Genomic DNA, 16,266 nt, shown 5'->3' on the forward strand with positions numbered 1-16,266 from the left:
GTCGTAGACAAGGCAGATGCGGCCGTCATCGGCTTCGAAATACAGCATGCGTCCGGCCAGGCTTTTGACCAGCTCGTCGTGCTTCAACAGGATGTGCGAGCCCTTGGTGCCGCCGATCATCTTCGACGGCGCGCCTAGCGAATCGTTGACATCGTCGATCCATGGACCGGCGGCATTGACCACCAGCTTCGGCCGCACCGAAAAGGCCGCGCCGTTTTCCGGCTGGAAGGTCAGCACGCCATCGGCGGACTTCGCCAGCGCCGTGTAGTTCGCGCTGGCCGAGGCCTCGTTTGCCTGCAGCCCATCGAGGATCAGTTCGAGCACGAGCCTCTCGGGGTGGCTTATCTTGGCGTCGTAGTAGGTGCCGGTGGCGACGATCGAGGGGGCGAGCGCCGGCATCTCACTGAGCGCCTGGCGCCGCCCGACCATGCGGTGACGCGGCATGACCTGGTTTCGCGAGCCATAGAAATCATAGATCATCAGGCCGATCTTGATCAGGACGGCGCCACGGCTGCGCGGCGCGCTGGTCGAGCCGAACAGCGTCCGCAGCGCCGCCAGCATGCCCTTGCTCCAGGAGAAGATCGGGATGACGGTCGGCAGCGGGCTGACATAGTGCGGCGCGTTTTTCAAAAGCAAATTGCGTTCGAGCGTCGACTGCGCCACCAGCCTGAACTCGCCGGTTTCGAGATATTTCAGACCGCCATGAATGAGCCGCGATGGCGCAGCACTCGTGCCGGAGCCGAAATCCGCCTTGTCGACGATCAGGCAGCTGACGCCTTGCGCGCACAGATCGCGAAACAGCCCTGCCCCGTTGATGCCGGCGCCAAGAATGACGACGTCGACCTCCCCGGCTCCGGCCATGGCGGCCAGACGCCCGGCTGGATTTTCCGTACGTATTGCTTCGCTCGAGCTCATGGCGCTTTCGTCTTGACGATGCGCAGCTTCACGCCGGCCCGTTCGAGGGCTTGCGCCCGCGCATCGCCCAGGCCTTCGGTCGCCAGCACGACATCGAAGCTGGTCAGATCATCGAAGACATGCAGCGCGATCCTGTCGAACTTGGCATGGTCGATCAGAAGGATACGCTTGACCGATGCGGCCATCATCGCCTGCTTGACCCGCACGACATTGGGATCCTGGATGAAGGCGGTGGTCCCGATGATGGCCGAAGCCGAACAGATCAGCACATTGGCGCGAAGCTGTGCCACCGCGTTCTCGCAGACGATGCCGATATAGGCGTTGTAGGTGTTGTGGTACTGGCCGCCGAGACAGATGAAGTCGAGTTCGTCGACATGGGTCAGCAGTGCAGCCGTCGCCACTGAGTTGGTGATGACGGTCAGCGGCTTGACGTCGAGCAGGAGCGTAGCGACCGCATTTGCCGTTGACGAATCGTCCAGCATCACCACCTGGCCAGCTTCGATATAATCGAGTGCTGTCCGCGCCAGAGCATCCTTTTCGGCCCGGTTGACCGTCACCCGGTAGCGGAAGGCGCTTTCGTAGAGACCGGAAGGCTGAACCGTGACCGCACCGTGCAGCTTGCGCAACACGCCCTGCTGCGCCAGCCGGTCGATGTGCCGGTGGATGGTCATGCGCGATACGCCGAAATGCTCGACCAGATCGTCGATGCGTACCTGGCCGAGCTTGATCACATAGTCGGCGATCTCTTCGCGTCGTTCGTCGGCCTTGATCATGCGGTCCCCTCGGTGTCTGGCCGCGCCAGCTTCTCGATGTCGGGCCAATGCGGCACGAGCGCACCGGCTATGCGGCCATAGAGGGAAAAGCGCTCGTTGAACACAGCACTCGAGGCCGGCACTGGCTCGTATTGGCGCGCCGTCATGCCGACCTGCCGGGCGCCTTCTTGCGGCGTCGCGAAGATGCCAACCGCCGCACCCGCGCAAAGCGCAGCGCCAAACGCCGCAGCCTCGTCGGTCGAGGTGACGGTGACCGGGGCGTTCAGCACATCGGCAAACATCTGGACGAAGGCCGGATTGCGCGAGCCGCCGCCCGTCAGGCGGATTTCGCTGATGGCAAAGCCGTCGCGCAAGGCTTCGACATGGGTACGATGATTGAAAGCAATGCCCTCCAGAACCGCCTTGAGCATATCGCCGCGATTGTGCCAGCCATGAAGGCCGACAAAGCTGCCGCTGGCGACATCGCCAAAGGGGGAGCCGAACAGATAAGGATGAAACAGGATGGTCGACCGCTTTTTAAGCGCCTCGTCGATCTCTGCCGCCAAAACCTCGTGGATCGAGCCACCACCGACCGATGCCCTCTCCTGTTCCGAGCGGCAGAACGTGTCGAGAAACCAATCGTAGTTTGCGGTCGAGGCCGGCGAGATCGCCATGTTGTTCCAGCGGCCGGCGTCGATGGCGTTGCGACAGAGCCAACGCGGGTCGACGCGCGGTTGCGAAGAGACCACTTCGTTGATGGAATAGGTCCCGGCGACAATGGCAAGCACACCCTCCTCATGGCCGCCCATGCCAAGTGCGGAGGCAGTTACGTCATGCAGGCCGCTCGCCACTGGTGTCCCCTTGGCAAGGCCGGTCATGTCGGCGGCCTCGGCGGTAACGTGGCCGGCGATCTCGGCCGAATGCGCCATCGGCGGCAGCGCGTCGAAAAGATCGTCCAGTTCGAAGATGCGCATCGCTTCCAGCGCGTAATCCTGCGTGCGGAAATCCGTGAATGAGGTGCTGGCCTCGGTACGGTCGGTGCCGATCGTGCCGGTCAGGCAAAAGCGCAGCCAGTCCTTGCAGGCCAGTATATGCCCGATGCGCCCATAGCGGTCGGGTTCGTTCTTCCTGATCCAGGCCAGCAGCGCCGACGGCGCAGACACGTGCGGCGCCTGGCCCGTGCGCGCCAAGGCGTCTTCGAAGACCCTATCCGCCGACCATCGTTCGACAATCTCGCCGGCGCGGCTGTCGAGCGACAGGATTCCGGGGCCTAGCGGCCGACGATCCTTGTCGAGCAGATAAAGACCGTCGCCATGCGCGGTCGCCGCCACCGCCCTGATGTCGCCTGCCGGGCGGCCGGACAGCGCGATCGCCTCCTTGATCGCGTCGGCGGTCGCTTGCCAGAGGCCAGCCATGTCGCGCTCCACCCAGCGCGCATGGGGCATCGACTGCGGGACGCGCCGGCGCGCCACCGACAACTGCGTGCCATCAGCATCGAAGATCACCGCCTTGGTGACCGTGAGACCGTTATCGATTCCGAGCAGACTGGGCATGGGCGCCGCCGCTTTCAGCAACTGGTGAAGGGCGCTGCAAGGCAACCCTGCAGGTTGGGATAAGGATGACAGACATGACGACGATCAACGAGCAACGGTGATACAAAAGCGACGCATCCGACGCGGTAAAAAGACCATACTAGCATGTTAAGTTAACGTCAATACGTGAGATATTTTGCGGATATGTCTGACTTTATCTGCGACGAAAATTGCCATCCCCTCGTACAGCATCCGATGCGGACGAAGTTCCGGCTAGTGCCCAACTGGCCGGATAGGCTTCAACCCCGCGCTGGGAGCCAGAGAGCACGGTAGATTGACGAACGCGCTTCGACTGGCTTTGCGAGTTCCTGCGCAACGACCGGACAACCCGCGCCGCTTCGGCGCCGTTCAAAGAAAACGCGACGACTCAAGAAGCTCAGCCACCCCGTCCAGTTCCTTGTGCAGGCGATGCCAGCGACGGTCGAGATAAACCAGCGAATGCGCCTCCGGAGGGACCTCGTCCGGCAGCACCTCGCCGTCAAGGAGTTCGGCCGCGACAAGCGTCGCGCCCTCGATCGGCAGGACGCCGAGCCGACGGGCGCGGAACCAGGTTGAAACGCCGGTATAGCGCGGTTCGCCCGTAGGCAGCCGCGCCCAGGCGCCTCCCGGCGGGAAACGTTCCGCGCCGCTCGACGCGCAGAGCTGCGCCAGGTCGATATCAGTGAAGCGCAGCAGGTGGATCACCATGGTCTCGGCCCGCAGCAAAGGCTCGGACGAAGTCGATTTCATCGAGAGCGAGAAGGCGACGACCGGCGGCGCGGCACTTACCGAGATCAGCGAGGATACGGTCATCGCCACCGGTCTGTCGCCGGGATCGGCCGTGATCACGGCAACACCGGCCGGATGGTGGCGAAAGGCTTCGCGGAAGGCGTTGGTCATTGGATGCGGGAAGCTCATCGACGTCTCTCTTCTGCAGCGTGCATAAGGGCCGGACGGCGTCCGCCGTCCGGCCCTTGCGGACTACTTCTTCTCGATCAGGTCGTAGAACTGCCAGGTGCGATCGCTCCACAGGCCGCCGATGTCGCGACCGGCCGAGGTGACGATCGACGGCGCGATCGTGAAATGGTTGGCCGCCACCATCATCTCGCGGAAGGTGCGCTGGATCACACCGGCGCGCAGCGACGCGCCGCCGCCAGCGCGGTAGGCGAAATTGCAGATATCCACGCCAACCTCGTGAATCTCGGATTTGGCCAGATGGACAAGGCTGATCTGCCGCGTCGATACGCTGTTGCCGGCTTCGACCGTCGCCTCGATGTCGCGCCAGGTTTCGAAGACAAAGGCGCGGGCAGCGCGATAGCGGGCTTCGGCGCGGCCATAATCGTGCCAGAACTTCTCGCTCTCGCCGATCAGGCCGGCGCGACCCGATTTGCTGCGGGCGAACTTGGCGATCTCGTCCAGCATCCGCCGCCCAGTGCCGAGAGCCCAACCGGTATGCCCGATTGCGGCGAGGCCGACGACACCGAGACTGAAGAACTCCTTCTGACGCAGCGGCGGTGCGGTCAGGATCGGGAAGACGAGATCGTCGGCGATGAAGACGTCCTCGGCCGCATAGTCGATGCTGCCGGTACCACCGAGGCCCAGAACGTCCCAATTGCCGAGTTGCTTGTGCTGAGAGATCGGGGCATGGGCGCACATGATGATCAAGTTGCCCTTCTCGTCCTTGGCGGGCTTGCCGGTGCCGTCGTCGACGAAGGCGGCACTGTGGCTGTAGGTGGCGTGGCTGAAGCCGCTGCCATAGCTCCACTTGCCATTCAGCCGGTAGCCGCCATCGACTTTCTTCAGCATACCGAGCGGCGCGCCCTGCCCCGAGAACCGGTTTTCGGTGCCCGGCGCGAACAACCGCTCGACCGCGCTGTCCGGCAGAAAGGCTGCCGACATCGCACCGATGCAGCAATGCACCATGGAAACCCAACCAGCCGCCCCAGAGTGCCAGGTGATCGCCGCCAGCAGTTCGAGACCCTGGGTGGGTCGCAGCTGCGCACCGCCGAGGCTCTCCGCGGCGAAGATATGCGACATGCGCAGCGGCTTCAGCAGCTCGAACGTGGCCGCAGTCAGTTCGCCATTCTCCTCATCGGCGGTAGCGTTGGCTTCCAGGGCCGGCCCGATCTCCGTGATCTTGCCGAGCAAGTCGCGATAGTCGGTGGTCGTCCCCCACGAGCCGTGCTTGATGGGTTTGTTCATTGTCTTCTCCTCCTTTTCAATGCGGTCAGCCGGCGAGGAAATCGCCGATCTTCCTGAGTGTTTCGGGTTTCTCCTGCATGACGAAATGGCCGGCATCCTCGACCAGGATCAGGCGTGCGTCGGGCAGGGCTTCGACGAAGAGCGGCGCCTGGCCAGCCGGCAGCAGACGGTCCCTGGTGCCCCAGACGACCAGCGTCGGATTGGCGATACGCGCCAGAAAGCGCCGCAGGTTCGGATGGCCCATGCCGAACGGCGCCAGCAGCCGGCCGAGCGTGTCGCCTTCGCGGACGCGGTCGGCGCCGAAGGCCTCGGCAAAGGCGGGGTCTGAGCCGTCCGGGAAATAGCGCAGCGCCACCGAGACGTCATGCGCCAGATAGGCCGGCAGCTCCTGCGGCGCGACCGCGCCCAGATCGGTGGCCGGATGCGCGGGGTCGTTGAGCCCGGCGGGAGCGATCAGCACCACCTTGTCGAAACGCTCGCGCGCAAGGCCGGCGAGCTCGGTCGCCATCCAGCCCCCCATGGAAAAGCCGATGAGATGAGGCTTCTCCGGCAGGTTCAGAACATCGAGCAGGTTCAGGTAGTGCAGAACCAGGTCGGACATCGCAGCGACATGCGGCGCCGGGCCAGAAAAGCCGAAGCCCGGATGGCTCGGGCAGAGCACGCGGAAGCGGTCGGCGAGGCCCTCCGCGAAGCCGAAGCCTTCAAGCGTCGAGGCGCCGTGCAGGAACAGCACGGGCTTGCCTCTACCGATGGCCTTCACCACCGTTTCCGTGCCGCCGATATCGTATTCGAGCGTTTCGAATTGAGCGGCCATTTTCACTCTCCTCAAACAGGTGCGGCCTCAAACAAGGTCCGGCTGAATCAGCACTTTGCATTGCGTGGTGCGGCGGCGAAGGCTCTCGAATATCTGCGGAACTGGCGAGAGATCGATCCGGTCGGTGACCAGAGCTTGCGGTGCGAAAGGTCCGCCGCGCAGCGCATCGAGGGCGACGGCGAATTCGTTGCGCTGATGGAAGAAGACCGAGAACAGCAGGTTCACTTCCTTGGTCAGCGCAATGAACGGATCCCATTCGTCGCCGCCGATACACAAGCCGACGCCAACCGCCGTGCCCTGCAGCCGCACCGCTTCGACCGCCGCGCCGATGAGGCCGCGCTTGCCGACGCATTCGAAGACAATGTCTGGCGCTCCGTCACAGAGATCGGCGAGGTTCTCGGTCAGCTTTTCGCCCGAAAGCGCGAAGCCGGTCGCGCCGAGAGCAAGCGCACGCTCGCGCTGATGGCCGTGGATGTCGGCCACCACGACACGCGACGCCCCCATCCGCCGCGCCCAGAAGGCGACGAGCAGTCCGATCGGCCCAGCGCCCAGGATGGCGACCCGATCCCCCGGCTTCATGCCCGAGCGGACGATGCAATGCAGAGCGACCGACAGTGGCTCGGCCAACGCACCATCCTCGAGCGCCACATCGCCGGGCAGGATATGACACTGGCGTGCGGCCACGGTCGCGTATTGCGCATAGCCGCCGCCGATCAGCTCCATCTCGCGACAGCGCGCCGGATCGCCGCGCTCGCAGGCTTCGCAGTGTCCGCAACCGCGCATAGGCGCGACGGCGACACGGTCACCGATCCGAAGGCCTGTTGCCTCCGATCCGACCGCGACGATGTCCCCAGAGAATTCATGGCCGAGCACGAAGCCTGCCTCGATGCCGAAAGGCACGGGGTCCTCGGTGATATGCAGATCGCTGCCGCAGATGCCGCAGGCGGCGACACGCAAGACGACCTCGCCCGGTGCCGGCGTCGGGTCCGGCACCGTGCCGATCCGCAGCGGGACGCCGACCCTATCGAAGATGGCGGCTTTCATGAATCCTCCTCGTCAGCGGTTCGGGTCGACAAGCTTGCGCCGGATCGGGAACCATGGTGCATCCCACCGTTTCGAGATCAGGCCCCAGATGCCCGTCCGGGCGTAGAGCGCGACCAGAAGCGTCATCAGGCCGAGGACAACGAAATAAGTCGCGCCGTATTCGCCGAACCAGCGGTCCGCGATGAAGAAAATCAGGGATCCGATCAGAACGCCCTCGATGGAGCCGATTCCGCCGACCATGACGATGAAGATCGCGACGTTGGCCCACATCGGATCGAAGGCCGAACCCGGGGTGATGCGGAGCTGCGCCATGAAATAGATCGCCCCGGCAAGACCGCAGCCGACCGCCGACGCGACGTAGATCAGGAAGCGCAGCTTGACGACATTCACGCCCTGGCTGGCGGCCGCGACCGGATTGTCGCGCATGGCGATCAGCGCAAGGCCGAAGCGCGAGCGAAGCAGCCAATAGCTGCCGCCCAGCGTGACGAGCAGCATCCCCGCGCAGAGCAGCGACATGGCGACATTCCGCTCGAAGGCCGAATAGTCCTTCATCACGCGAAGCGACATGCCCGCGCCGGAATTGACGAGCGGCAGGTTCGAGGCGGTCAGCCGGAAGACCTCGGCCACCACCCATGTGCCGATCGAAAAATAGGGACCATCCAGGCGATGCAGCAGCAGGTAGATCGGCACGGCCAGCGCGGCCGGCACCAGCAGCGAAAGGAAGACCGCCACAAACGGATTGATGCCGTAAGTCTGGGCCAACACGAAGAGCGCATAGCCGGCCGCTCCCATGAAGGCATGCTGACCCACCGAGACGAGGCCGGCATAGCCGGCGAGCAGGTTCCACATCTGAGCGACGGCGATGTAGCAGCACAGCACCAGAATCGACCGGATCGTGCCGGTCGAGGCCCACCATGGCATGGCGGCGACACCGATCAGCGCCAGCACAGCCAGCGTCATCGCGATGCGACCGGACCGGGTCTGGCGTTGGACCAGGACCTCAAGCACCTCGGTTGCCACATAGGGGATCGCACTCATGACAATGCCTTTCCGAACAAGCCCTGCGGGCGGGTCGCCAGCACGATCAGGAAGACGATATGTCCGGCGAGCACGCCGAAGCCCGGATCGATGCGGAAGCCGATGGCCTGCGAGATGCCGAGCACCATCGAGCCGGCGAAGGCGCCCCATACCGTTCCCATGCCGCCGATGATCACCGCTTCGAAGGCGTAGATCAGTTGGGCAGGTCCGTCGGCCGGCGCGACGGTCGACCGCAACGCCTGGAAGACGGCTGCAAAGCCGAGGATGCCGACCGCCGCAGCCGTCGCCATCGCATAGACGGCGCGCGGGTTGATGCCGGTCATCGCCGCCGCCTCGACATCGGCCGACGCGGCGCGGAGCGCCCGGCCGAAGCGCGTGCGCTTCAGCGTCAGGTCGAGGCCCCATGTCAGCCCCGTGGCGACGGCCAGCACAATCAGCGGCAGGAGGCCGATATAGATACCGCCGATCTCGATGGATTGGCTCTCGATGCCATGGCCGGGCAGCGACCGGCTGTTCGCGGACCATATCTGGAGCATCAGGTTTTGCAGTGCGATCGACAGTCCGAAGGTGGCGATCAGCGAGGGCAGCGGATCGCTGCCCACCACGCGGTTCAGCACGGCCTTCTGCAGCACCCAGCCCATCAGCACCGCGAGCGGCACCAGTAAGATCAGCACAGGCAGCGGTCCCAGACCCCAGGCCGTGGCTATCGAAATGCCTATCAGCGACAAAAGGATCACCAGATCGCCATGGCTGATGTTGACGATCCGCATGACGCCGAACATCAGCGCCATGCCGAGCGCATACTGGGCATACATGCCGCCCAGCAGGACTCCCTGCACCAAGGCGTCAAACCACTCCATGGCCTGCTCCAAAATAGGCTTTGCCAATCTGCTCACGCGTGATCTCGGCGGACCTGCCGGTCAGGGTCACGCGCCCCTCCAGCATGCAGTAGAGGCGGTCCGTGGCGGTTCGGGCGAGGCCTACATCCTGTTCGACCACGATCATCGCCGTTCCGGTGGCGCGGATTTCGGGCAAGGCGGCATAGATCTCGCGGATCACCTTCGGCGCAAGACCAAGGCTGATCTCGTCGCAGAGCAGCACGCGAGGCTGGCAGAGCAGTGCGCGGCCGATCGCCACCATCTGTTGCTGCCCGCCCGAGAGGCTCTGGACCTGCGTGCGGGCCTTCTCCTTTAGGATCGGGAACAGCAGGTGCAACCGCGGCAGCGTCCATCCGCCCTTGGCGCCCATGCGCGCAGCCTGGTCGATGGCGACGCGCAGATTGTCCTCGACCGACATGCCGGTGAAGAGCCGACGGCCCTCCGGCACGATGGCGACACCCTTCTGCACCATGCGGTCGGTGGTGGTGCCGCCAACGGCCTCGCCGTGCAGCAGCACCATCTCGCGCGCAACCGGGAGCAAGCCCATGATCGAACGCAGGAGTGTGGATTTTCCTGCCCCGTTAGCGCCGATCAAGGCCACGGCCTCACCCTGGTGCAGCTCGATGTCGACGCCGTAGAGCGCCTGGAAATCGCCATAGCGGGCCAACAGGCCGTGGGTGGAAAGAACGGCCGTCATGCCTCGATCCCCATGTAGACGCGCTGGACCTCGGGCAGCGCAATCACTTCGGCTGGCACGCCTTCTGCGATCTTCTCGCCGAAGTTCAGTACCAACAGCCGGTCGGCCACCGCCAGCAGCGCGTGCAGCACATGCTCGATCCACACGATGGTGATGCCACGGTCACGAATGCGGCGCACCAGCGCCACCAATGCCTTTGATTCATCGTCGGTCAGGCCGCCCGCGATCTCGTCCAGAAGCAGCAGCTTCGGATCCGACGCCAGCGCGCGCGCCAGCTCCAGCCGCTTGCGATCGAGCAGAGTGAGCGCGCCGGCCGAGACATTGGCCTTGTCGGAGAGCTCGCAATCGCGCAGGACCTGGGCGCAGAAAGCATAGCTCTGCTTCTCCGACCGGCCGCCGCCGAAAGCGGCGGCGACCAGCAGGTTTTCGAAGGTGGTCATGCCGGAATAGGGACGCGGGATCTGATAGGTCCGCCCGATCCCCATCTGGCAGCGCCGGAAGGGCGGCTCGCCGCGAAGCGCGGTGTCGCCGAGCTGGATCTCGCCGCCGGACGTCTTCAAATCGCCGCTGATCATGTTGAACAGCGTCGTTTTGCCCGCCCCATTCGGGCCGAGGATGCCCAGCACCTCGCCCCGATGCACGTCGAAGCTCACCTCATGCAGGACGCGGACAGCGCCGAAGGACTTCGACACGCCGTGCGCTTTCAGCAGGATTTCCCTACCCATAACTCTGCCCGCGTTCCCGCTCATGTCACCAGGCGATCGGCTGGATAGGCTGCTGCGGCGCGAAGAGCTGATTGACAGTGTTGTCGACGATCTTCAGGTCATAAGGCCATTTCTCGCCCTTCACCCACTGGCCGCCGAAGATCGGCGTCTTGCAGATGTTCTTGTGGGGCGAGGCGTCGAACTTGATATGACCGACCAGCGTCTGCAGATCGGTAGCGACCAGAGCGTCACGATTGGCCGCACGGTCGAGCGGATTGGAAGAGCGCTTCAGTATGTCGAGGGCGACCTCGAGCAAGGCATGCGAATAGCCCAGCGGCTGCGTCCACTGGCGCTTCGTATCGGCTTCCCATTGGCTGGCGATGTCGCTGCTGACTTGGCCGGTCAGCGACGACTTGAACGGGAAGGCCGGGGTCCACCAGACCTCCGAGGACATGCCGTTGCCTAGAGGACCCATGGCCTCGACGCCACCCGGGAACAAGAGCGCCGCCGCCACCGTGACCGCCTTCGGCTTGAAGCCCTGCTGGTTGCACTGGGTGACGAAGGTCTTCAGATCGTCGGGATAGGTGATGCCGCCGATGATCTCGCAGCCCTGCTTCTTGAACTCGGCTATCTGTGCGGAAAAATCATTGGTGCGGGGCTGGAAATAGCCGGGCACCACGACCTCGTAGCCGGCCTTGCGGGTCGGCGCTGGCAAGCCATATTCGTCGTTGCCCCAGGTCTCGCCGTCGATGTTCTGGGGGAACAGCATCCCGACCTTCTTGTTGGTCTCCAGATGGTTCCAGAGCCCGACGAAGGTGTTCAACGCCTCGTCGAGGCCCCAGAAGAAGTGATAGGTCCAGTCGAAGGTCTGCTTGCCGCCGCCGCGCGGCATGATCACCGCTTGCCAGGGAGCGCCCGAGGAAATGCAGGGCGTTTCATAAAGCTCGGCCTGCTCGGCCGCGGGCAGGATCGTGTCGGTGGTCGAGGCCGGCACGAGCAGATGCACCTCGTCGTTCAGGATCAGATTGCCGGCGATTTCCGATGCCTTGTTCGGATTGGACTGGCTGTCGCGGTCAAGAATCTCGATTTCGTAAGTATTGCCGTCGGCGCATTGCAGCTGGCCGCCGAGCAGGGCGCGGATCTTCTGCAAGGTGTAGCCATCCGTTTCACCAAAGAGGGCGAGCGGTCCGGTCGTCGGGCTGAGATAGCCGAGCTTGATCTTTCCCGCCGTCGCGGCGCGCACATAGGCCGGCATGCCAAGCGTGCTGGCGGCAAGGCCGGCTCCAATCCCCTTCAGGACGCTTCGGCGGCTGGGCCGCAAGCCCGATTTCACCAGTCTGTTGTAGTAGCTCATCGTCGGTTCCTCCCTGGGTTAAGTTTCTCCGGCCCACGGGACCGGTCTCAGTTCAAAGCGGCTTCAGGTCATCCTCAGCAGTGAGCCGCCATCGATTACGATCAGCGAGCCCGTGACGTAGGACGCGGCCGGCGACGCCAGATAAAGCGCCAGGCCCTTGATCTCTTCCGGGTCGCCGATCCGACCGAGCAGCGACTGGGCCTCGAAGGCCTTGCGGTCCGCCGGATTGCGCAGCCGGCCGCCGGCGATGTTGGTGATGAACGGTCCGGGCAGGATGGCATTGATGCGGATGTTGTAGGCGCCAAGCTCCATCGCCATGTGGCGAACGAGATGGTTCACCGCGGCCTTCGCGGGCATGTAGGGCGTGCCCACGATGCTCTCGTTGATCAGCGATGCAATGGACGACGTGACGATGATCTGGCCGCCGCCATTCGGCTTCATGTGCCGGACGGCATGCTTGATCGTGGTGTAGACCGAGGTCAGGTTGATCTCGATCACCTTGTCCCAGTGCTCGTCGGGCAGGTTCTCGATGGCGCCCTCGGGGTTCCTTTCGCCCGTCGGGGTGTTGAAGCCCGGCCCGGCATCGATCCCGGCATTGGCGAACACGACATCGATCGAGCCCGCCTTCCCGGCGACCTTGTCGAAGGCTGCGGCCATGGCCGCACGGTCGCCGACGTCGACAACCTGGCCCCAGACATCGCCACCCACCGCCCTGATCGCGGCCACGGTCGTGTCAAGCCCGGCAGGGTTCAGGTCGAAGATGCAGACCTTCGCCCCGTGCTCGGCCATGATCTCGGCATAGGCCTGCCCGATGCCGCTGGCGCCCCCGGTGACGATCACCGACTTGCCTCTGACATCGAACATCTTTTCAAGTGCGGCCATCAGTTTCCTCCCTTGCGCGACAGCACGAAATCGAACTCCACGTCGTAGAACGGGGCCGCGACCTCGACCCTGGCGGCGGCTTCGGCGTCCTCGACCTTGCGGAATTCGGCGAGCAGGCTCTTCTTCACGCCGAAGACGGCATCTGAATCGATGTACGGGTCGTCCGGATCGAAGATGTGCGTGGTCAGCGCGTCGAAGCCCTCGGCCTCGACGATGTAGTGAAGATGCGCCGGACGATTGGGGTGGCGGCCTAGGGCGCCCAGCAGCTTGCCGACCGGGCCATCATCCGGGATTGGGTAGTATTTGGGCTTCACGCCGCGAAACCAGTAGCGCCCGTCCGGGCCGGTGCGAAAGACGCCGCGCAAGTTGAAGTCGGGCTGGATGCCCTTCTGCTGCACGTCGTAGAAGCCCTCGTCATTGGCCTGCCAGACGTCGATCTTGGCGCCTGCGATCGGCTTGCCCTCGGTATCGAGGATGCGGCCATGCACGAACATGGGCTCGCCCTTCTGGTCGAGGCAGATGTTCGAGCCCATCGGCAGTTCGGGGGCGTCGGCGACGTGGAAGGGTCCCAGCACCGTCGATTCCGAGGCGCCCGACGGCTTGCGGTTGTTGATCGCATCGACCAGCATCGAGACACCGAGAACATCCGACAGCAGGATGTATTCCTGCCGCCACTCGTTGCAGATCTGGCCTGTCCGCGTCAGGAACATGATCGCGCCGAACCATTCCTCCTGTGTCGGCTCGATCTCCTTCACCGCCTCGTGCAGCTTGCGGGTGATGACCTCCATCACCTCTTTGAGTCGCTCGTCCTTGGCGTTCCTGTTCCGCGCCACCACGACCTCGGCCGAGTTCGCTTCGGTGAAATAGCCGGATTCGTGTTCGTCGATCATGCGATCCTCCTCAGCGCGCCAGAACGGATTTGAAGACCCGGCGCAGTTCGGCCGCCGGATCGGCCGCCAGCGTTTCGGAACGCCAGGCAACATGATGGTCGGGACGAACGATCAGGCAGCCGTTGTCGCGGATCTCCCGCGCGCCGGCCCAGTCGCCGGTATGATCCTCGATCGCGCGACGCGGGCCGATCACATGGCTGCGGATCGGCAGACCGAGTTCCGCGCCCACCGTCTCCGCCGCTGCGACCCACGCCTCGCCGCCAATGCCGGTCAACAGCGTGAACTCGCCATGCCCGCAAAGATCGAGCGTCGAGACTTTCCTGCCGGAGCGCTCGAAGACCCAGACATGCGGCAAGCGCGCACCGGGCCACGTTGTCGGCGCATAATGCAGCTCGCGATCCTTCTCGAAAGGCGGCTCGCCCTGGCCGTCGGTCACCACCGCGCCGGAGGCATAGCGCTGGTTCATCTCGACGCCATGGGCGTCGAACTCGTACTTCTTGAAGGCGATGGCCTTGCGGAGCGCCTCGCGCTGCGCTTCGGCGACGGGCGTCGCATCGGCGCGAGCCTCCATGTTCCTGTGGATCTTGTCGTGATCCACGCCGCCGTCCATGCCGAGCGCCTCGAAGATCGGTCCGAATTCGGCGATGGACTGGTTCGCCCGTGTCACGATCTGGCGCGCGATCGGTGCGCGCTCGGCCGAGAAGCTGTCCAGAAGCCCGACCCCCGCCTGCCCCTTGACGACCTTGGCAAGCTTCCAGGCGAGGTTGAACCCGTCCTGGATCGATGTGTTCGAGCCGAGCCCGTTCGAGGGCGGATGCCGGTGCGCGGCATCGCCCATGATGAACACCCGCCCCTTCTGCATGTGCGTGGCGAAGCAATTGTTCACGGTCCAGGTGTTGGCGCCCAGGAGCTCGATCTCGAGCGCGGGATCTCCGACCAGCTGACGCGCGACGCTGGTGGCCAGTTCCGGCGTCACTTCAGGCGGCGGCTGGTTGATGTCGTAGCCCCAGACGATCAGCCATTCGTCCCACGGCCGCACCATGCGCACGAGACCCATGCCGATGCCGCCGACGTCGGCGCCGGGCTGCATGACCCAGTAGAGGACGCTCGGCCGGTGGGCGACATATTTCGAGAGATCGGCCCTGAACAGGATGTTCATCGAGCCGCCGACGCCCATCTTGCCCTCGAGCGGCAGGCCCAGATGCTCGGCCACCAGCGAGTTGCCGCCGTCGGCGCCGACGAGGAACTTCGACCGCACGGTGAAATCCTTGCCCGACAGCCGATCGTGGCAGGTCGTCGTCACGCCGTCCGCATCCTGGACATGGCGGACATATTCCGTGCTCATGCGGGCCTGCGTGCCGCGGGCGCAGGCCGACTTGAACAGGATCGGCTCCATGAAGGTCTGCGGCAGATCGTTCATGAAGCAGGGAGACGACAGGAGATGTTCGGCCTTGGAGAGCGGATGGACGCCCCAGCTCTTCATGCGGCCGATCTCCTCGCCGGCCAGGCTTTCGCAGAACACGTTCTCGCCCATCAGCTCCTGCGGGGAGGCGTGCATCATGGCCTCGGCCTCTACCTCCGGCCCAAGGTCGCGCAGCACTTCCATGGTGCGCTGGTTGGTGATGTGGGCACGCGGCGTGTTCGACAACCAGCGATAGCGATTGACGATCATGTTGGCGACGCCGTAGCTGGACAGCAGCGCGGCGGTGGCCGAGCCGGCCGGGCCAGTGCCGACGATCAGCACGTCGGTTTCGATATCCGCCATTAAATTCCTCCCTCGATCTTCGGACCGGTCAGCCTGCGGCGAACCGGAAACAGGTGCAGGCCCTTGCGGGACGCGATCAGGCCCCACAGCCCCTTTGGTGCAAAAAGCATTACGACGACGGCGATGAGGCCGAGCGTCATCAAGTACCAGCTGCCGTAGTCGGCCAGCGCCGAGCGCAGCGCAAAGAAGACCAGCACACCGAGGATCGGCCCCTCGATGGTGCCGATGCCGCCGATGACGACTATGAAGATGACGTTGGCGGTCCAGTCGGTGACGGCAAAGGCCGCTCCCGGCGAGATGCGGGCCGTCTGCAGAAAGATCAGCGCGCCGGTCAGCCCGGTGGCGGCCGCGGCGATCAGAAAGACCGCCCATCTGAGCCGGCCGGTATCGACGCCGACCGATTGCGCCGCGTCGACATTGTCGCGCACCGCCGCCAGCGCCAGCCCGAGGCGATTGCGCAGCAGCCAATAGATGCCGCCGGTCACAGCTACGACCAACGCCAAAGCCAGCCAGTAGGCCAGGACGTCGCGTGCCGCGGCCTCGCGGACGCCGAACAGCGCCCTGATCGCATCGGTGCCCAGGATGCTGCTCGTCGCCTCGCGCGGCAGCGAAGTGCCGGTGCCGCCGCCGAGCGCCTTCCACTGCGCGACCAGCAGGCGCGTCACTTCAGCGATCACCCAGGTGCCGATGGCGAAATAGGCGCCCTGCAAACGGAATGCGAAGAAGGCCGTCGGAACCGCCAGCACCAGCGCCGCAAGCC

General features: G+C 64.6%; 16 protein-coding genes. All 16 read right to left on the reverse strand.

Annotated features, from left to right (window positions below; translation table 11 throughout):
- On the reverse strand, positions 1 to 861 hold an 861-nt coding region (locus EOD15_RS12275), incomplete at its 3' end, for an FAD-dependent oxidoreductase (protein WP_185928992.1).
- A gap of 50 nt (positions 862 to 911) precedes the next feature.
- Complete coding sequence (locus tag EOD15_RS12280; protein ID WP_127319883.1) at positions 912 to 1,688, reverse strand: DeoR/GlpR family DNA-binding transcription regulator; 777 nt, start codon at positions 1,686 to 1,688, stop codon at positions 912 to 914.
- Positions 1,685 to 3,220: an FGGY-family carbohydrate kinase gene (locus tag EOD15_RS12285; protein WP_127319881.1), complete on the reverse strand. Its 1,536-nt coding sequence runs from the start codon at positions 3,218 to 3,220 to the stop codon at positions 1,685 to 1,687. The genes EOD15_RS12280 and EOD15_RS12285 overlap by 4 nt, the downstream gene beginning before the upstream one ends.
- A gap of 387 nt (positions 3,221 to 3,607) precedes the next feature.
- Positions 3,608 to 4,156, reverse strand: a complete 549-nt coding sequence (locus EOD15_RS12290) for a flavin reductase family protein (RefSeq protein WP_127319879.1) — start codon at positions 4,154 to 4,156, stop codon at positions 3,608 to 3,610.
- Between the two features lie 63 nt (positions 4,157 to 4,219).
- Positions 4,220 to 5,440, reverse strand: a complete 1,221-nt coding sequence (locus EOD15_RS12295) for an acyl-CoA dehydrogenase family protein (protein WP_127319877.1) — start codon at positions 5,438 to 5,440, stop codon at positions 4,220 to 4,222.
- A 25-nt stretch (positions 5,441 to 5,465) separates the two neighbouring features.
- Entirely contained in the window at positions 5,466 to 6,254 is a 789-nt protein-coding gene (locus EOD15_RS12300; RefSeq protein WP_127319875.1) for an alpha/beta hydrolase, read from the reverse strand.
- Positions 6,255 to 6,281: 27 nt separating this feature from the next.
- Entirely contained in the window at positions 6,282 to 7,298 is a 1,017-nt protein-coding gene (locus EOD15_RS12305) for an alcohol dehydrogenase catalytic domain-containing protein (protein ID WP_127319873.1), read from the reverse strand.
- Between the two features lie 12 nt (positions 7,299 to 7,310).
- Positions 7,311 to 8,336 carry a branched-chain amino acid ABC transporter permease gene (locus EOD15_RS12310; protein WP_127408521.1) on the reverse strand — a complete coding sequence of 342 codons (1,026 nt, stop codon included), beginning with the start codon at positions 8,334 to 8,336 and terminating at the stop codon, positions 7,311 to 7,313.
- Entirely contained in the window at positions 8,333 to 9,196 is an 864-nt protein-coding gene (locus EOD15_RS12315; RefSeq protein WP_127319869.1) for a branched-chain amino acid ABC transporter permease, read from the reverse strand. Before EOD15_RS12315 ends, EOD15_RS12310 begins: the two co-directional genes overlap by 4 nt.
- Positions 9,183 to 9,911, reverse strand: coding sequence for an ABC transporter ATP-binding protein (locus EOD15_RS12320; protein ID WP_127266428.1), 729 nt, complete (start codon positions 9,909 to 9,911; stop codon positions 9,183 to 9,185). Before EOD15_RS12320 ends, EOD15_RS12315 begins: the two co-directional genes overlap by 14 nt.
- On the reverse strand, positions 9,908 to 10,636 hold the full coding sequence (locus EOD15_RS12325; protein WP_127266429.1) for an ABC transporter ATP-binding protein: 729 nt from the start codon (positions 10,634 to 10,636) through the stop codon (positions 9,908 to 9,910). Before EOD15_RS12325 ends, EOD15_RS12320 begins: the two co-directional genes overlap by 4 nt.
- A gap of 25 nt (positions 10,637 to 10,661) precedes the next feature.
- Positions 10,662 to 11,969 (reverse strand): ABC transporter substrate-binding protein, encoded by a 1,308-nt coding sequence (locus EOD15_RS12330; protein WP_127319857.1) that lies wholly within the window; start codon positions 11,967 to 11,969, stop codon positions 10,662 to 10,664.
- A 63-nt stretch (positions 11,970 to 12,032) separates the two neighbouring features.
- A complete protein-coding gene (locus EOD15_RS12335) occupies positions 12,033 to 12,851 on the reverse strand; it encodes an SDR family NAD(P)-dependent oxidoreductase (protein WP_127319855.1) in 819 nt (272 codons plus the stop codon).
- On the reverse strand, positions 12,851 to 13,741 hold the full coding sequence (locus EOD15_RS12340) for an intradiol ring-cleavage dioxygenase (RefSeq protein WP_127319853.1): 891 nt from the start codon (positions 13,739 to 13,741) through the stop codon (positions 12,851 to 12,853). Before EOD15_RS12340 ends, EOD15_RS12335 begins: the two co-directional genes overlap by 1 nt.
- A 10-nt stretch (positions 13,742 to 13,751) precedes the next feature.
- Complete coding sequence (locus tag EOD15_RS12345) at positions 13,752 to 15,506, reverse strand: FAD-dependent monooxygenase (RefSeq protein WP_127408522.1); 1,755 nt, start codon at positions 15,504 to 15,506, stop codon at positions 13,752 to 13,754.
- Positions 15,506 to 16,266: branched-chain amino acid ABC transporter permease (locus EOD15_RS12350; RefSeq protein ID WP_148129534.1), on the reverse strand; the 761-nt coding region annotated here is incomplete at its 5' end. The genes EOD15_RS12345 and EOD15_RS12350, both read right to left, overlap by 1 nt.

Source organism: Mesorhizobium sp. M7A.T.Ca.US.000.02.2.1 (assembly GCF_003996995.1).
Classification (GTDB): domain Bacteria; phylum Pseudomonadota; class Alphaproteobacteria; order Rhizobiales; family Rhizobiaceae; genus Mesorhizobium.